The following is a 15,737-nucleotide window of genomic DNA, read 5'->3' on the forward strand; positions in this document are numbered from 1 at the left end:
CTTCGATGCGAAAGCCTCGTCTGCATTGGGCTTGGTGCCCGTTTTAGCAATAAGTCGAGAATCAGTCTTTTCGACGGTTTAGCCCTGATTCGACGGCACTTTCAGCAGAAAGCTGCCGGCGGTGACGGTGGATCGACGCTTACTCTGCCACCGCGTCAACGTATTGCCAGTGGCCGCCGCTGCTCGCGTCCCGCACAAACCGGCTCAATTCCTCGAGCCGCTGCGCCGGGCCGCCACCAGGCGGACGGTTGCGGGCAACGAATTCGACGAAGCCTTCGCTGTCCGACGTGGTCCATGCCCGTTTGACCGTCAGCCCCAGCCATTTGACGCCGGAATCGAAGCGCTCCATCTGCTCCGGTCGCGTCGACGGATGCCAGGTGTCGAGCAGGTAGTCACGCAGACCGAGCACATAGGCGCTGTAGCGCGACCGCATCAGCGCCTCGGGTGTCGGCGCCTGCAGGTAATACGCCCCCGCGTGAAAGCGGCCGCAGCACTGCCGGTAGTCAGCAGGCAATCCGCAGGGGCAGGCAGCCATTGCTACAGAAGCGGTGTCAGCCGCGCAGTTTGGCCTTCAGCGCCGCACTGATTTCCGGCCGCTCGGCGAACGGATCGGTCGGGTTGCGCACGGCGGTGATGTCGCTCATCCGCGTGGCCACATTGCCCAGCGCGTGCGGGTGGCTGAAGATGTAGAAGCGACCGGTGTCCACCGCATCAAACACCATCTCCGCCATCATCGCCGCCGTGACCTTGCCCGAAGTCACCGCCTTGCTGGTTTGTGCCTGGGCAACCAGTTGCGACAGTGTGGGGCCTTCGTCGTTCTTCAGTTCCGCCGGACGGTTGCGGTGGGACTGCGCGATGCCCGTGGCAATGAAGTACGGGCAGAGCACCGATGCCGTCACCTGATCGCTGACCAGCTTCAAGTCCTGATAAAGCGTTTCAGTCAGCGACACCACGGCGTGTTTGGAAACGTTGTAGACGCCCATCGTGGGGGCATTGAGCATGCCCGCCATCGACGCCGTGTTGATGATGCAGCCGCGATAGTCGGGCTCTGCTTTGGCGCGCGCCAGCATCATCGGGGTGAACGCCTTGACGCCGTAGACGACGCCCATGACGTTGACGCCCATCACCCAGTCCCAGTCCTTGAGCGTGTTCTCCCAGATCAGGCCGCCAGAGCCAACGCCCGCGTTATTGAACACCCAGTGCGGTGCGCCGAAGCGCGCTTTCGTCGCCGCTGCAAGTACCTCGACCTGATCATGTTTCGATACATCAACGCGCTGGGCCAGCACCTGAACGCCCGTCGCCGCGATCTCGGCGGACGCGGCATCCAGCGCGCCCTGCTCCACGTCCGCCATCACAATGTTGTAGCCGCGACTCGCGCCGAGCCGTGCGAATTCAAGCCCGAAGCCAGAAGCCGCACCGGTGATGACGATTGTCTTGCTGCCCTTGCCTGCGCTCATGCCAGTTTCACCAGTTGTTTGCCGAAATTCTTGCCACGCAGCAGATCGAAAAATGCCTGCGGTGCATTGGCGAGGCCATCGGTGATGGACTCGCGATATTTGAGTTTGCCGGTCGCCACCAGCGTGCCCAGTTCGGTGAGCCCGGCCGGCCAATGCTCCATGTGCTCACTGACAATGAAGCCCTGCACCTTCAGGCGCGACTGCAGGATTAGTTGCGGCGCTGCCATCGGAATCGGCGCGCCGTTGTAGCCGGAGATCATGCCGCACATGGCGATGCGGCCAAACGCGTTCATGCGCAGCATCACGGCATCAAGAATGCTGCCGCCCACGTTTTCGAAATGGCCGTCAATGCCCTTCGGCGTCACGGCCTTGAGCGCAGCGTAAAAGTCCTTGGGCTCGGGGTGTGCCTTGTAGTCGATACAGGCATCAAAGCCAAGTTCGCCGGTGACGTAGTCGCATTTGTCCTTGCCGCCCGCCACGCCGATGACCGTGCAACCTTTCAGCTTCGCCAATTGGCCGACGACTGACCCGACGGCGCCGGAGGCAGCATCGACGCACACCGTTTCGCCCGCCTTGGGTTCGCAGATCTTGTTCAGGCCGTACCAGGCCGTCATGCCCGGCATGCCAACGACGCCGAGATACGCGGACAACGGGATGTGCGTGGTGTCCACCTTGCGGATATCACCGCGACCGGTCGCCGTCGAGTAGAGCTGCCAGCCACCCATGCCGACGACCTTGTCGCCGACCGCGAACGCCGGGTTACGCGACTCGACCACCCCACCGACGGTGCCGCCGATCATCGTCTCGTTCAGCGGTTGCGGCTGGGCGTAGCTCTTGGCATCGCTCATGCGGCCCCGCATGTAGGGGTCGAGCGAGAGGTAGGCATTCTTGATGCGCACTTGCCCCTCGTCGAGCGGCGCCAAGGCCACCTCTTCCAGACGGAAATTCTCGGCCGACGGCGCGGTGGTGGGGCGCGATGCGAGAACGATGCGTTGGTTATTCATGCTTGCGTATCCTTCGATTCGGTAAATGCCTCCCCTGCAGCGCAGGGGAGGTGGCGCGAAGCGCCGGCGGGGTCATGCAGCGGCGACCGCAACTCAATCAACCCCTCTGTCGCCGCGGGCGACCTCTCCGCTGCGTTGCAGGAGAGACATTCGAAGGGTCATTCGTCGACCCCTTAGCCCCCAGTCACTGCCGACACACCACCGTCAACCGCCAGCGTTTGCCCGGTGATGTGTTTGCCGGCATCGGACGCGAACAGCAGCGCCGCTCCCTTCAAGTCTTCGTCGTCGCCAATGCGCAGCAGCGGCGCATGCTTGGCGATCTCATCGCTGCCGCCTGCGGCCTGCATCAAGCCCTTGGTCATCTTGCTCGGGAAGAAGCCCGGAGCCAGCGCGTTGACGCGGATGCCGTAGCGCCCCCATTCAGCCGCCAGTGTGCGGGTGAAATTGATCACCGCCGCCTTCGATGTGTTGTAGGCAATGGTCTTCATGAACGGTGGATTGCCACCTAGACCCGCAATCGAGGCCACGTTGATCACGCTACCCGTCGTGCGCGGGATCATGCTGGCCTTGCCAATTGCCTGCGTCAGCACGAAGATGCCGCGCACATTGAGGTTCATCACCTTGTCCCACGCCTCCAGCGGGTGATCTTCCGCCGGAGCGCCCCAGGTGGCGCCGGCGTTGTTAACCAGAATGTCCACCTCGCCGAGCCGGTTGATCGCCTCGCCCGCCAGCGCCAGCGCGCCCTGCGTATCGCCGCAGTCGGCAGCGATCGCCGATGCGTCGATACCAGCAGCCTTCAGCTCGGCCACCGCCTCATCCAGCTCGGATTGTTTACGCGATGACAGGACGACTTTCGCGCCCGCCTCGCCAAGCGCATGCGCAATCTGCAAGCCAAGGCCGCGCGAGCCGCCGGTAATCAGGGCGCTTTTGCCCGTGAGGTCGAACAAATTCTTGATGTTGCGGGCAGTCATGAAATCCTCCTGAAAAACTTGAACTCGTCATTTGTCGCGGTTCTGCAGCCAGATCACCAGCAGCATCAGCCCGCAGCCGAGAATGGCCGTTGTCCAGCCCCATGCCGTGCCCTGCGCGCCGAGAAACCCGCCGGCGAACATCAGCACGGCGCCGATCATGCGCAATACGTCATCACGTTTCATCAAAATGCCTCCAGTGAAATACTGGCGCAAGTCATATCACGGCTGCTGACCACGCCGAGCCAGGCGTCGATCTTGGGCAATTCGTAATGGAAGAAGTAGCGCATGGCGGCGCGCTTGCCTTCGATAAACGGCGCATGACGATTGTCGCCGGCAGCGGGTAACGACAGCACAACGTCCAGCCAAATCCACGCCAGTACCGTGTGGCCGAACGCCTGCAGATAAGGGGTCGCGTTCGCCAGTGCTTCCGTCGGGTTGCCGGTAGACCACGCGGCTTTGGTCGCGGCGCCGACGCGTTGCAACGCGCGTGCTAGGGCCTGCGCGTGATCGGCCAGCGCCGGCTCGTGCATGGCCTTCATGATGGTGTCGTTCATGCGCGTGGCGAGCAGCGTGAGCCCCTTGCCGCCCTCCATCACCACCTTGCGCCCGAGCAGATCGAGCGCCTGAATGCCGTGTGCGCCCTCGTGGATCATGTTGAGCCGGTTGTCGCGCCAGTATTGCTCTACCGGGAAGTCACGGGTGTAGCCGTAGCCGCCGTGAATCTGGATCGCCAGCGAATTCGCCTCCAGACACCATTCGCTGGGCCAGCTCTTGGCGATGGGCGTCAGCACTTCGAGCAGCAGCTTCGCCTCGGCAACGGCATCGCCCTCGCCGGTATGTGATTCGTCCACCAGCCGCGCGCAGTAAAGCTCGAGAGCCAGCGCGCCTTCCGCATAGGCCTTCTGCGCGAGCAGCATGCGCTTGACATCGGCGTGCTCGATGATGGGCACCGGCTTCTGCTCGACGTTCTTGCCGCCCACGCCAATCGGCCGCCCCTGTACGCGCTGCTTGGCGTAGTCCAGCGATGCTTCGTAGCCCGCCATGCCGAGCATGGTCGCCGCGAGGCCCACACCAATGCGCGCCTCGTTCATCATGTGGAACATGCAGGCCAGCCCGCCACCCGGTTTGCCGACCAGATAGCCAATTGCGCCCGCCTTGCCGCCCGGCTTGAACTTGCCTTCACCGAAGTTCAGCAGCGTATTCGTCGTGCCGCGCCAGCCGCATTTGTGATTGAGGCCAGCGAGAGTGACGTCGTTGCGTTCGCCTAGCTTTACCCCCTCCCCCCCCGTGGGGGAGGGTTGGGGAGAGGGGGACGGTTGCATCACTGCCATTGCTGACTGAGTTGCAGTGCCACCTGCCCCCTCTCCCGCCGCTGACGCGGCCCCCTCCCCCACGAGGGGGGAGGGAAGAAATTTGGGCACGATAAACAGCGAAATCCCGCGCGTCCCCGGCACTAGCTTGCCATCGGCATCGGGAATCTTCGCCAGCACCAGATGCACGATGTTCTCGGTGATCTCATGCTCGCCGCCCGAAATCCACATCTTGTTGCCGGTCAGCCGGTAGCGCGGGCCAAGCGCGTCACTCTCATCCTCCAGCTCGGCGCGGGTGGCGATGTCGGACAGCGACGAGCCCGCCTGCGGCTCGGAGAGACACATCGTGCCCATCCAGCGCCCGGCAAATTCGTTCTTGGCGAAGACTTCCCTCTGCAGCGGCGTACCGTGCACCATCAGCAGGTTTGCATTGCCAGTCGTCAGCATCGCCCAGCTGATGCTCACCGACGCCTTGCTGAAAATTGAATGCGCCGCCGCCTCCACCGTGTACGGCAACTGCATGCCGCCGATCTCATAGTCCTGCGCCGCCGACAGCATGCCGGACTCGGCGTACGCCGCCCAGGCATCGTGCGTCGCCTGCGGCAGCACCACACGCAGGGTGCCGTCGGGATCGGCCTCGGTGCGCGGCTCCTCGGTATCGACCAGGCGGTTGAACGGCGCGTACTTCGCCTTGGCGATCTTCTCGGCAGTATCGAGCACGGCAGCAAAGGTGTCGACGCTGTGGTCAGCAAAGCGCGACCGCGAGCAAAGCTCACTCACCTTGAGCCAGTCGTTCAACAGGAAATCCAGCGTAGCCCGCACTCGAAGCCTCCGTTCTGCGTAGTTGGGTTTGTGCATCAGCTTTTTGCTGAAAGCCTTATTTCATGTGGGCTCAGAGCTGGTTTTTTCATAAAGTCAACTAGTGCCGATATCTCATTCGTCGCCCTATGCCGACGCCGTTTTATGAGAAAACTGTCAGGTTGGAACCTAGTTGTCCACCTTACGAATATTGCCTACCCTACAGCAGCTAGGCGGCGGCTAACCAGCCCGCGCCAACTGCGATCACGAGCAAATATGTGAGTCCCACCGACAGCACCAAAAAATTCGTCATATCTCGCATTTCCGTGGCATCGCGCAGTAGCTTTAGCGCTTGAAAAAACGCGAACGGCACGGTGCACAGACCGACGACAGTGAGCGCCAGTAGCAAAAGCAAGAAGAACGGCAAGAAAGGTCCGTGCGGGTTCACCAAATCTGGTACAACTCGCCCAAACAGCACAATCGCGCCAAGCAAAAGTCCGGTCGCGAGCGGAATCAGAGTCAACTGCCTGTATGGAAATCGATTCATCGCCGCGACTCGGTTTGCGCCACTACGCCACCTCAAAGATCCCCGCTGCCCCCATCCCGCCACCAATACACATCGTCGCGCACACGAGTTTCGCGCCACGGCGCTTGCCTTCGATCAGCGCGTGGCCGACCAGGCGCTGGCCGCTCATGCCGTATGGGTGACCGACGGCGATGGCGCCACCATTGACGTTCAGCTTGTCCATCGGGATGCCCAGCGTGTCGGCGCAGTAGAGCACCTGCACGGCGAAGGCTTCATTCAGTTCCCAGAGGTCGATGTCTTTGACCGACAGGCCGAGGCGCTTGAGTAGTTTCGGCACGGCGAACACCGGGCCGATGCCCATTTCGTCGGGGTTGCAGCCCGCGACCGCGAAGCCGCGGAAGATGCCGAGCGGTTTGAGGCCACGCTGTTCGGCGAGCTTGGCGTTCATCACCACGCACGCGCCTGCACCATCGCTGAACTGTGAGGCGTTACCCGCGCTGACCACACCACCGGGAACGGCGGTGCGGATGCCCGCAACGGCCTCGTACGTGGTGCCGTCGCGAAGACCTTCGTCTTTGGAAACCGAGACCTGTTTGGTGGTCATTCCGGTCTTTGGATCAGCGACGCCAGCGGTGACGGTGATTGGAACGATCTCGTCATCAAACTTGCCCGCATCGCGTGCGGCGCAAGCCTTTTGCTGGCTTTCGGCGCCGAAGTGATCCATGCGCTCCTTCGCCATGTTGTAGCGCTTGGCCACGTTCTCGGCCGTTTGCATCATGTTCCAGTAAATCGTCGGCTTGTTCTTGTCGAGCCAGGAATCCTTGAACATGTGCAGATTCATTTCCTGCTGCACGCAGGAGATGGATTCCACGCCACCGGCAACGTAGATATCGCCCTCGCCAGCGATGATGCGCTGCGCTGCCATCGCGATGGTTTGCAGGCCCGACGAGCAAAAGCGGTTGACGGTGGCGCCCGCGACACTGTCCGGCATCCCGGCGCGCAGCGCGGCCTGACGCGCGATGTTCCAGCCGGTGGCGCCCTCCGGATTGGCGCAGCCCATCAGCACGTCTTCGACTTCGGCCGGGTCAATGCCGGCGCGCTTCACAGCGTGCTCGATCGCGTGGCCGCCGAGGGTGGCGCCGTGCGTCATGTTGAATGCGCCTTTCCAGCTTTTGGCGAGCGGGGTACGGGCGGTTGAAACAATTACTGCATCGGTCATGGCATGCCTCGTTTGAAAACTAATTGGCGGACGCTTGGGAAGCCTTGGACGCTTGCGACATCAGGCGATGATAGAAACGGATGGCATCGGCGTAGTTGCTGACGGCGATGCGCTCATTGGTGCCGTGAAAACGCGGCAGGTCAACCGGCTTGGCGACGATGGGCGAGAACTTGAAAATATGGTCGCTCAATTCACCAAAATGGCGCGAATCGGTAGCGCCGATCATCAGCCCCGGTGCCACCAATGCCTCCGGGAAAACTTCACGAATCGTCGTGTTGACGAGCTTGTATTGCGGCGACGTGGTGGGCGACACCTTGCTCGGATCGCTCGCCTCGTCCATCGCGTAAAGCTCGTATTTCTCTTTGGCCACCACCGACTCAACCTGCGAGCGCACATGCGCAGTCACGCTCTCGCGTGTCTCGCCGGGCAGAATCCGGAAGTTCACCGTCGCCTCGGCCACGCCGGGCAGCACGTTGTCCTTGTTACCGGCGCGCGTGATGGTGGGTGAGGTGGTGGTGCGCAGCATGGCGTTGGTGGCGGCGCCGCCTTCCAGCTGCTTCTGTACCAGCGGCGCGAACAGCCAGAGGTTCGACAGCGCGACGCGCCCGAAGCCACTCATTTCCGGCGCGACCGTGTCAAACATTTCCGAAGCCACGCCGCGGATGCCCGCAGGCAACTGGTTGTCGTCGAGTCGCTTGAGCGCGGCACTCATCATGCCGATCGCACTGGTGCCGGGCTTCGGTGGCTGCGACGAGTGGCCAGGTGCCGTATTGAACTTGAGCACGACGGAGAGATAACCCTTCTCGGCAATGCCAATCAGCGCGGCGGGTTTGTTGAGCCCGGCCAGCACGCCATCGGTGATCACGAGTCCTTCATCGACAATCATGTCGAGACGGATGTTACGTTCCTTCAGAAGCTTGGCCGTAGCCACCGCACCGCGCAGACCGCCCACCTCCTCGTCAGCACCAAGGTAGAAGTAAACAGTGCGTTCTGGCTTGAATCCGGCGGCGACGAGCTGCTCCACAGCCTCCAGCTGCGACATCAGATTGCCCTTGTTGTCCCAAGCGCCACGGCCCCAGATAAAGCCGTCTTTCACAACACCAGAAAACGGCGGCTGCTCCCAGTTCGCCTCGGTGCCTGGGGCGATGGGCACCACGTCCTGATGCGAGACAAACATGATCGGTTTGGTGGCAGCGTTGCTGCCCTTCCACGTGTAGAGCAGCGACAGTCCACCGACGCGCTCGCGCTGCATGGCGGCGTGCACTTTCGGGAAACGCTGTTCCAGCAAGGCGTGCAACGCCTCAAACTGATCCTGATTGAGCTTGGCATCGTCGTGCGACGACACCGTGGTCAGTTTCACCGCATCGCCCAGGCGCGCCGCCGCAGCGTTCTCGTCGAACGCCAGACGGGCGACTGGTGCAACGGTCAACTGTTTTGAGCCTTTGAGCAGGGTGTTCACCCCGACCACGGCGACCAGCAGTGCAAGCAATGCCAGCAATGCGAACAGCGCCTTTCGTATCATGATCGCGCCTTAGACGAACGATTTGCCTTCGGCGACGAGCTTTTTGATCAGCGGCGCCGGCTCCCAGAACTTCGCGTCATCGAGCGGGTTCTGCTGGAATTTCTTCATCATCTGCGCGACGTTGAACAGGCCGACTTGATTGGCGTAGTTCATCGGGCCGCCGCGATAGACCGGGAAGCCATAGCCGTAGATGTAGACGATGTCGATATCGCTCGCCTTGTTGGCGATGCCTTCTTCGAGGATGTGCGCCGCTTCGTTCACCAGCGAGAACACGAGACGATGCACGATTTCATCATCGGAAATCTTGCGTGGCGTAACGCCCAGTGTTTCACGATGTTTGGCAATCATCGCCTCGACTTCAGCGTTCGGGATGGCGTCACGCTTGCCGGCTTGATAGTCGTACCAGCCCTTGCCGACCTTCTGGCCAAAGCGACCCATCTCGCAGAGCAGATCAGCGGTCTTGCTGTAACGCAGGTTGGGCTTTTCGACATAGCGACGCTTGCGGATCGCCCAGCCGATGTCGTTGCCTGCAAGGTCACCCATGCGGAATGGGCCCATCGCAAAGCCGAATTTCTCGATGGCCTTGTCCACCTGTTGCGGCGTGCAGCCCTCTTCCAGCAGGAAGCCGCCCTGACGGCCATACTGCTCGATCATGCGGTTGCCGATGAAGCCGTCGCAAACGCCGGAGACCACCGCGACTTTCTTGATCTTTTTCGAGATCGCCATCACCGTGGCGAGCACGTCTTTCGCCGTCTTTTCGCCGCGCACCACTTCGAGCAGCTTCATCACATTGGCGGGCGAGAAGAAGTGCATGCCAACCACGTCTTGCGGGCGTTTGGTGAAGCTGGCGATCTTGTTGACGTCGAGCGTGGAGGTGTTAGACGCGAGGATCGCACCGGGCTTCGCCACGGCATCCAGCGCCTGGAACACCTTTTCCTTGACGCCGATTTCCTCGAACACCGCTTCGATGATGAGGTCGCAGTCTGCGAGCGCCGCGTAATCGAGCGTGCTCGTGAGCATGCCCATGCGTTCGTCAAGTTTTTCCTGCTTCAGTTTCTTCTTGGCGACCTGCGCTTCGTAATTTTTGCGGATGACACCGAAGCCCTTGTCGATGGCTTCCTGCTTCATTTCCAGCACGATCACCGGCACCCCGGCGTTGAGGAAGTTCATCGCAATGCCGCCGCCCATGGTGCCCGCGCCGATGACGCCGACCTTCTTGATGTCACGCGGCTTGGTATCTTCCGGCACGTCCGGGATCTTGGACGCCGCGCGCTCGGCGATAAACAGGTGGCGCAGCGACACGCATTCCGGCGTGAACATCAGGTTCATGAAGATTTCGCGCTCGGCCTTCATGCCGTCGTCGAACTTCATCCTGGTGGCGTTCTGCACCGCCTCGACACACTTCCTGGGCGCCGGGAAATTCTTGGCCATCGCGGTGACCGTGTTCAGCGCGAACTTGAAGTAGGCATCGGCCTCCGGGTGACCGACCTTCATGTCACGCACCAGCGGCAGCGGGCGGACGTCCGCCCTCTCCAGCGCGAAAGCAATCGCGCCCGCCATCAGATCGCCCTCGATGACTTTGTCGAACAGCTTCTGACCGGGGAAACTCGCGATGAATTCGCTCTTGACTGGTTCGCCGGAGACGATGATATTGAGCGCAGCCTCGACGCCAATCACTCGCGGCAGGCGCTGGGTGCCGCCCGCACCGGGGATCAGGCCCAGCTTCACCTCCGGCAACGCGATATTCGCGCCCGGTGCGGTGACACGGTAGTGGCAGCCCAGTGCAAGTTCGAGACCGCCGCCCATCGCAACGCTATGGATCGCAGCCACCACGGGCTTCGACGAAAGCTCACAAGCGCGGATCAGCGACAGCAGATTCGGCTCAGCGGCGGCTTTCGGTGAACCGAATTCCTTGATGTCAGCACCGCCCGAAAACGCCTTGCCAGCGCCAGTGACGACGACGGCCTTGACCGCAGCATCGGCATTGGCCTTGTCCAATGCCTCGGCGAAGGCGACGCGCAACGCGTAGGAAAGCCCGTTGACCGGAGGATTGTCGAGCGTGAGGATGGCAACGCCATCGCGTACTTCGTAGCGGGTAGTCATTTGGGAACGAGCCTCCAGAAAATAATGCGTTTCGATGCTCCGGTATGGTCACGCAGGCTGCGCACCGCTGCTGGAGCGTTCACATTCAATCAGCCCGTGAGTTTACGTCGGCGACACATCATGTCATGTCGATGATTTCCCTTTGGAGCGACCGCACCAAACGTGGCGTAGGCGCGGTGAACCCGCCGGACGTTGAATGCGGCTGAGTTAATGTTTCGCCTGTATGAAAACCGTTTTCAAAATTGACGTGCAGTTTGGCGACTGCGACCCGGCCGGTATCGTGTTCTTCCCGAACTTTTCGAAATGGATGGATGCTGCTTCGCTGCACTTTTTTGTCAGCCACGGTGTACCGCCGTGGCGTGAACTGGTGAAAACCACCGGCATCATCGGCACGCCGCTGCTGGAAATCAACACCCGCTTCATGAAGCCGGCAACCTACGGCGAATCAATCGAGATCCATACCGAGATCACCGAGTGGCGCCCCAAGGTTTTCATCATGCAGCACATCGTCATGCGTGGCGAGACGCTACTTTGTGAGGGCACCGAGATTCGCGCGTTTTGCATTCGAGACGGCGACCGGATCAAGGCGATTGAGGTGCCGGCGGACATCAAGGCGCGCTGCTCTGCCTAGCGTCTGACCAAGACCAATCTCATCAAAAGCCTCGCCGGCCAGGCACTTGCACAGTTGATCAGCGCCATCTCTCTCATTCCATCGTCATAACAGCACACTCACGCTTAAGACGACTTGAAAATTGACAGGTCAGCGGTGGCTGCTTGACCTATCATTCAAGTTCAATATTCCTAGTCTTTATCCACCGGCGACACATGGCAGCCGACAGCAAGGAACGCCGCCAACACACACGACGTGCCACCCGACTGCGCGGGCAAGTCAGTATTGGGACACGAGAATCTGTCGCAGGCGAGGTGCTCGACTACAGCGACACCGGCCTGTTTGTTGGCAATCTCGCACGCCAGCTTGAGGAGGCCGAGGCTGGCCAGTTGGTTGGGAGCCCGATCACGCTCACCATCCCGCTGCTTGGCCGCAATGGCGGCGGTGAGAGCCGTATTGGGGGCGTGATTGCCCACGCCAGCCCTGAAGGCATTGGCGTTGACGCCCCGGACCTTGACGATGAAGCACTGTTCAGTCTGCATCTGTCCGCCAACGAATACGGCAAGCGCAAAAGTGCGTTGAGTGGCGTCGGCCCTGCCGCGATCGACCGGACACAGACAAGCACATTGCGCGAGCAGTGCGCGAGCATATTCGATGAGTTTCTGGCTACGGTGATACCCGACGTCCTGCGCCGGGCTGGCGAATCGCTAGGCGAAAGCGCCGACAGCGCCCGTGATGGCGCGTCGCGCACAATGTTCGTTGATAGTGCGCAGGTACTGAAGGCCCAGCAGGCGACGCTCACTGAGGCAATTGCATCCCGCCTGCAGCGGCGTGTCAGACTATTTGGCGCCGACAGCGAAACAGCCGCGCTCATACGCCGGAGCTCCGGGCTGGAGTTGATGGGGGATGAAGATCTCGACGATCTGCTCGCGCAAACAACGCTGATTGCTGCCGTCGAAGCCAACATCGTGCCTCAACTCAATGAGTTCGAGCAACGTTATGGACGTCTGCTCAATCAGAAGGTCACGCGGCAGAACAATCCGTTTGGACTGGAATCGATCTGTCAGGGTTTTCGCGACGGCGTCCGGACGCTAAGACTCCCTGACGACGCCCGTCGCCTCTTTGCGCCCGCGCTACAGGCATCGCTTGAGCTGAGAATCGCTGCGCTTTATGGTCGTCTGAACCGCGCGCTCGCAACGCTGCGCAGCGAGTCGCTGTCCAGCGCACCATTCACCGCATCACCGTCCACTGGCAGTGCTGGAGGGGGAGGCGCTAGTGGCCGTGCAAACGTTAGCGCTGTCTCTGGCGCATTCCCGGCGTTGCAGTCAACGGCGATCAGTACTGGCGGAGGCAATCCATTGCTCGCCGATGCCAGTCGCAGTACTGCCGCAGCTGGCATTGTCAGTGCGCCTACCCCCTTGGCGCAGGTGGCATCAGATTCCGGGCGCTTGCTCGACGTCGTCGGTCGACTTGACGACAGCGCACGGGCGCTTGCGCAAGGACTTGGTGGTGGGGCGGCACACATCGACGACATGCGTATTGCCCAGGCAGCCATTGCCGAGGCAGACCTCGGTGAACTGGTCCGTGCCATCGATCGCCTGTCGCTGCATGAATTGCGTGGGCCTCGCGACGGCCCGCCGGGTCCGTCCGTCGTCGAGCAACTGAAGGCTCGCCTGCTTGACGCCAGTTCCGGCGAACAACGCCGCTTGAGCGGAGCCATTGAGCGCACGCTGGCTACTACGAGCGACCTGGTTGCCCGTTCGCTTGCCAACCTGATTCCAGATTCACCCGTCGATTCACTGCTGCGGCGCCTGGAGCGCACGCTGCTCAAGGTGTCGATCACCGATCCAACTTTCCCCGGCTGGGCAGAGCACCCCGCCCGGCAAGTCGTCAATCTGATTGACCAATATGCGATGGCGGCGGACGACGCTGGCCGTTTCTTCGACGAGAAGTTGCATCGCAATTTGAATGCGTTGGTAGATCGGATCTGCGAGCGGGCCGACCAGGACCCGCGCGTTTTCGAGGTGGTGCGCAACAGTCTGATCCAGGATCTCGAAGGCATCCGATTGGCACGCCGCGGCCGGGTCGAACGCCTGCAGGAGGCATTGGCCGGGCGCGATCGTATTCGCCAATCTCGCGAGCGCGTCGACGGCGCGTTGCAGAAGCGGCTGTCAGGGCGACGATTGCCACGCAACGTGCTGCGCCTGCTCGATACCGGCCTCAAGCACTATCTGGTGCTCGTTGCCCTGCGTGCCGGGCCGGACGAGACCGAATGGAGTGATAGTCTGCACTTGGTAGACCGCCTGTTCCAATGGTTCGATCCGTCGACCGATCCTCGTGAGGATGGCAACCTGCTGCTCGGCGATATCGAGCGGCAGCTCGCCACCGTAGTGGTTGATCGCCAGGAGTTGACACGAATCACCGGCAGCCTGACTGAAGTCCTGGGCGCCCCCCCTGGTGCAGCCGCCGATAACTGGGATCTGGTCGCGGTGCCGCAATTCGGTGACGCTCACAAAGCCACTCGTGACCCGGAATTGCCGAAGGCTATCTCGGGCATGCGGATTGCCGACTGGTGGGAATTTACGGTCGATCGAGCCAAAGTGCCGATGCAATTGATCTGGCTGGGGCACGGTGGTGATGACTTTGCGTATACCAACCGCTCGGCAACCAGCAAGCTGGATGTGTCAGCCGCTGATCTCGCGCGCCGCATCGAAAACGGCAGCGCCCGCCCGGGCGCCGATCTTGATCTACCGGTGCTCGATCGCTCGGAATTCTCGCTGCTCGACGAAACCTACCGCAGCCTGCTGGCGCGAGCGACGCACGAGCGCAACACCGGCCTGATGAATCGCAAGGGATTCCTGCACCAGCTCTCGCAGATGTCGATCGCAGCCAATCCGGCAAGCAGCCAGGAGCACGTGCTTTGTGTGCTGGAATTTGACCAGTTCCGTCTGCTTGATCAATCCTGGGGCAACGAAGCGACTGAACGACTCGCAGGTGAGCTGGCCGCTGTCGTTCGTACCTATGCCCCAGCTGATTCGACGGTAGCGTCGCTGCGCGACGATTCGATCGGAGTTCTGCTCGCCGGAAGAACACTGTCCGATGCTGAGGCCGTGGTTGCCGACCTGGTGCGGCAGTTGAGCGACTATCGCTACGAGTTTGGCGGCCGCACGTATCGAATTGGCGTGAACATCGGCTACGTCAGTTTCGTCCCCCACGAATGCACCGGACTGGACGCACTTCGGCGCGCGGACCTGGCGGCCACGGCGTCGCACAGCAGGGGACGCAATGCCAGTCAGGCGTATGTCTCCGACTCACCCGACCTGCTGAGTCACGCTTCACTGGCCGACTGGGCAGGAAGGGCCGATACCCTTCTCGCCGGTGGCGGGTTGTTCCTGCGATGCCAGCTTGTGCAGCCAGTCGTGCGAACTGACGTACAACAGGATAAACCGCTGCCGTACTACGAAATCCTGCTTGGTCTGTCACATGATGATACCTCCGGCGAAAGTCCGGATACGCAGGGCTTCATCGCTTCGCTCGAGGAACTGGGCCGCGCCCATGAAATTGATCGCTGGGTGCTTGAACACGTGTTTGACTGGATGGCCGCGAATCTGGCGGCTCTCGATCACGTCAGTGGCCTGGCAGTGAATCTCTCGGCACAGTCGATCGCTCGCACCGACTTTTCTGCCTGGCTGCGCGACGCTCTGGCACAGCGTGGAGCACTTGCGCACAAGTTGGTCTTCGAGATCACTGAGACTGCCGCCATCGCAGGCTACGGCATCGCGCAGGAGTTCATCCGGGAGATGCGCCGCTTCGGTTGCCGCTTTGCGCTCGACGACTTCGGTAGCGGCTACACCTCCTACGCACACCTCAAGAATTTGCGCACCGACATCCTGAAAATCGACGGCAGTTTCGTTCGTGACATGATTACCAGCGAAAGCGACGTAGCGATGGTCAAGTCGATGAGCGACATCGCCCATGTGCTGGGAATGAAGACGGTCGCCGAGTGGGTCGAGCAGCCACAGGTACTCGCCCTGCTGGCTGAGGTCGGTATCGACTATGCGCAAGGCTATGCAATCGAACGTCCATTCCGGCTGGAACTCCTGGCCAGCCGGCTCCCGACTACGAATGCCGCGTCACAAGACGGCATCGGGCAATTTGACGCGGTGGCCGGCGCCGCCAGTTGATCACGTCGATGTAGCAGCTTTTGGTGCCAATCG

At 61.5% G+C, this 15,737-nt stretch carries 12 protein-coding genes; 2 read left to right on the forward strand and 10 right to left on the reverse strand.

Annotated elements, in window-relative coordinates; all coding sequences use genetic code 11:
- Positions 1-139 precede the first annotated feature (139 nt).
- The 10 genes from FKL89_RS11320 to FKL89_RS11365 all read right to left on the reverse strand — a co-directional run bounded on the left by FKL89_RS11320 (position 140) and on the right by FKL89_RS11365 (position 10,910).
- Complete coding sequence (locus FKL89_RS11320) at positions 140-535, reverse strand: YchJ family protein (protein WP_156862854.1); 396 nt, start codon at positions 533-535, stop codon at positions 140-142.
- A 16-nt stretch (positions 536-551) separates the two neighbouring features.
- On the reverse strand, positions 552-1,457 hold the full coding sequence (locus FKL89_RS11325) for an SDR family oxidoreductase (protein WP_156862855.1): 906 nt from the start codon (positions 1,455-1,457) through the stop codon (positions 552-554).
- Positions 1,454-2,461, reverse strand: a complete 1,008-nt coding sequence (locus FKL89_RS11330) for an NADP-dependent oxidoreductase (RefSeq protein WP_156862856.1) — start codon at positions 2,459-2,461, stop codon at positions 1,454-1,456. The genes FKL89_RS11325 and FKL89_RS11330 overlap by 4 nt, the downstream gene beginning before the upstream one ends.
- A gap of 173 nt (positions 2,462-2,634) precedes the next feature.
- Complete coding sequence (locus FKL89_RS11335) at positions 2,635-3,432, reverse strand: SDR family oxidoreductase (RefSeq protein ID WP_156862857.1); 798 nt, start codon at positions 3,430-3,432, stop codon at positions 2,635-2,637.
- A gap of 27 nt (positions 3,433-3,459) precedes the next feature.
- Positions 3,460-3,615 carry a hypothetical protein gene (locus tag FKL89_RS11340; RefSeq protein WP_156862858.1) on the reverse strand — a complete coding sequence of 52 codons (156 nt, stop codon included), beginning with the start codon at positions 3,613-3,615 and terminating at the stop codon, positions 3,460-3,462.
- A complete protein-coding gene (locus FKL89_RS11345) occupies positions 3,615-5,600 on the reverse strand; it encodes an acyl-CoA dehydrogenase (RefSeq protein WP_156862859.1) in 1,986 nt (661 codons plus the stop codon). The genes FKL89_RS11340 and FKL89_RS11345 overlap by 1 nt, the downstream gene beginning before the upstream one ends.
- Before the next feature lie 169 nt (positions 5,601-5,769).
- A complete protein-coding gene (locus FKL89_RS11350) occupies positions 5,770-6,087 on the reverse strand; it encodes a hypothetical protein (protein ID WP_156862860.1) in 318 nt (105 codons plus the stop codon).
- A gap of 22 nt (positions 6,088-6,109) precedes the next feature.
- Complete coding sequence (locus FKL89_RS11355) at positions 6,110-7,285, reverse strand: acetyl-CoA C-acyltransferase (RefSeq protein WP_156862861.1); 1,176 nt, start codon at positions 7,283-7,285, stop codon at positions 6,110-6,112.
- Between the two features lie 19 nt (positions 7,286-7,304).
- Complete coding sequence (locus FKL89_RS11360; protein ID WP_156862862.1) at positions 7,305-8,807, reverse strand: M20 family peptidase; 1,503 nt, start codon at positions 8,805-8,807, stop codon at positions 7,305-7,307.
- 9 nt (positions 8,808-8,816) lie between these two features.
- A complete protein-coding gene (locus tag FKL89_RS11365) occupies positions 8,817-10,910 on the reverse strand; it encodes a 3-hydroxyacyl-CoA dehydrogenase NAD-binding domain-containing protein (protein ID WP_156862863.1) in 2,094 nt (697 codons plus the stop codon).
- 223 nt (positions 10,911-11,133) lie between these two features.
- On the opposite strand from FKL89_RS11365, the gene FKL89_RS11370 reads away from it, so the two are divergent.
- On the forward strand, positions 11,134-11,541 hold the full coding sequence (locus FKL89_RS11370; RefSeq protein ID WP_156862864.1) for an acyl-CoA thioesterase: 408 nt from the start codon (positions 11,134-11,136) through the stop codon (positions 11,539-11,541).
- A gap of 194 nt (positions 11,542-11,735) precedes the next feature.
- The gene (locus FKL89_RS11375; RefSeq protein WP_156862865.1) at positions 11,736-15,704 is read left to right on the forward strand and encodes a DUF1631 family protein; all 3,969 of its coding nucleotides are present in this window, start codon (positions 11,736-11,738) and stop codon (positions 15,702-15,704) included.
- Positions 15,705-15,737: the final 33 nt, after the last annotated feature.

Origin of the sequence: Casimicrobium huifangae, assembly GCF_009746125.1 — a bacterium.
GTDB classification, from domain to species: domain Bacteria; phylum Pseudomonadota; class Gammaproteobacteria; order Burkholderiales; family Casimicrobiaceae; genus Casimicrobium; species Casimicrobium huifangae.

What these genes read in the sequence shown, in the direction of transcription:
- FKL89_RS11360 (WP_156862862.1), bottom strand. Translation starts at nt 8,807, where the DNA reads ATGATACGAAAGGCGCTGTTCGCATTGCTGGCATTGCTTGCACTGCTG.
- FKL89_RS11320 (WP_156862854.1), bottom strand. Translation starts at nt 535, where the DNA reads ATGGCTGCCTGCCCCTGCGGATTGCCTGCTGACTACCGGCAGTGCTGC.
- FKL89_RS11345 (WP_156862859.1), bottom strand. Translation starts at nt 5,600, where the DNA reads ATGCACAAACCCAACTACGCAGAACGGAGGCTTCGAGTGCGGGCTACG.
- FKL89_RS11335 (WP_156862857.1), bottom strand. Translation starts at nt 3,432, where the DNA reads ATGACTGCCCGCAACATCAAGAATTTGTTCGACCTCACGGGCAAAAGC.
- FKL89_RS11350 (WP_156862860.1), bottom strand. Translation starts at nt 6,087, where the DNA reads ATGAATCGATTTCCATACAGGCAGTTGACTCTGATTCCGCTCGCGACC.
- FKL89_RS11365 (WP_156862863.1), bottom strand. Translation starts at nt 10,910, where the DNA reads ATGACTACCCGCTACGAAGTACGCGATGGCGTTGCCATCCTCACGCTC.
- FKL89_RS11340 (WP_156862858.1), bottom strand. Translation starts at nt 3,615, where the DNA reads ATGAAACGTGATGACGTATTGCGCATGATCGGCGCCGTGCTGATGTTC.
- FKL89_RS11330 (WP_156862856.1), bottom strand. Translation starts at nt 2,461, where the DNA reads ATGAATAACCAACGCATCGTTCTCGCATCGCGCCCCACCACCGCGCCG.
- FKL89_RS11375 (WP_156862865.1), top strand. Translation starts at nt 11,736, where the DNA reads ATGGCAGCCGACAGCAAGGAACGCCGCCAACACACACGACGTGCCACC.
- FKL89_RS11325 (WP_156862855.1), bottom strand. Translation starts at nt 1,457, where the DNA reads ATGAGCGCAGGCAAGGGCAGCAAGACAATCGTCATCACCGGTGCGGCT.
- FKL89_RS11370 (WP_156862864.1), top strand. Translation starts at nt 11,134, where the DNA reads ATGAAAACCGTTTTCAAAATTGACGTGCAGTTTGGCGACTGCGACCCG.
- FKL89_RS11355 (WP_156862861.1), bottom strand. Translation starts at nt 7,285, where the DNA reads ATGACCGATGCAGTAATTGTTTCAACCGCCCGTACCCCGCTCGCCAAA.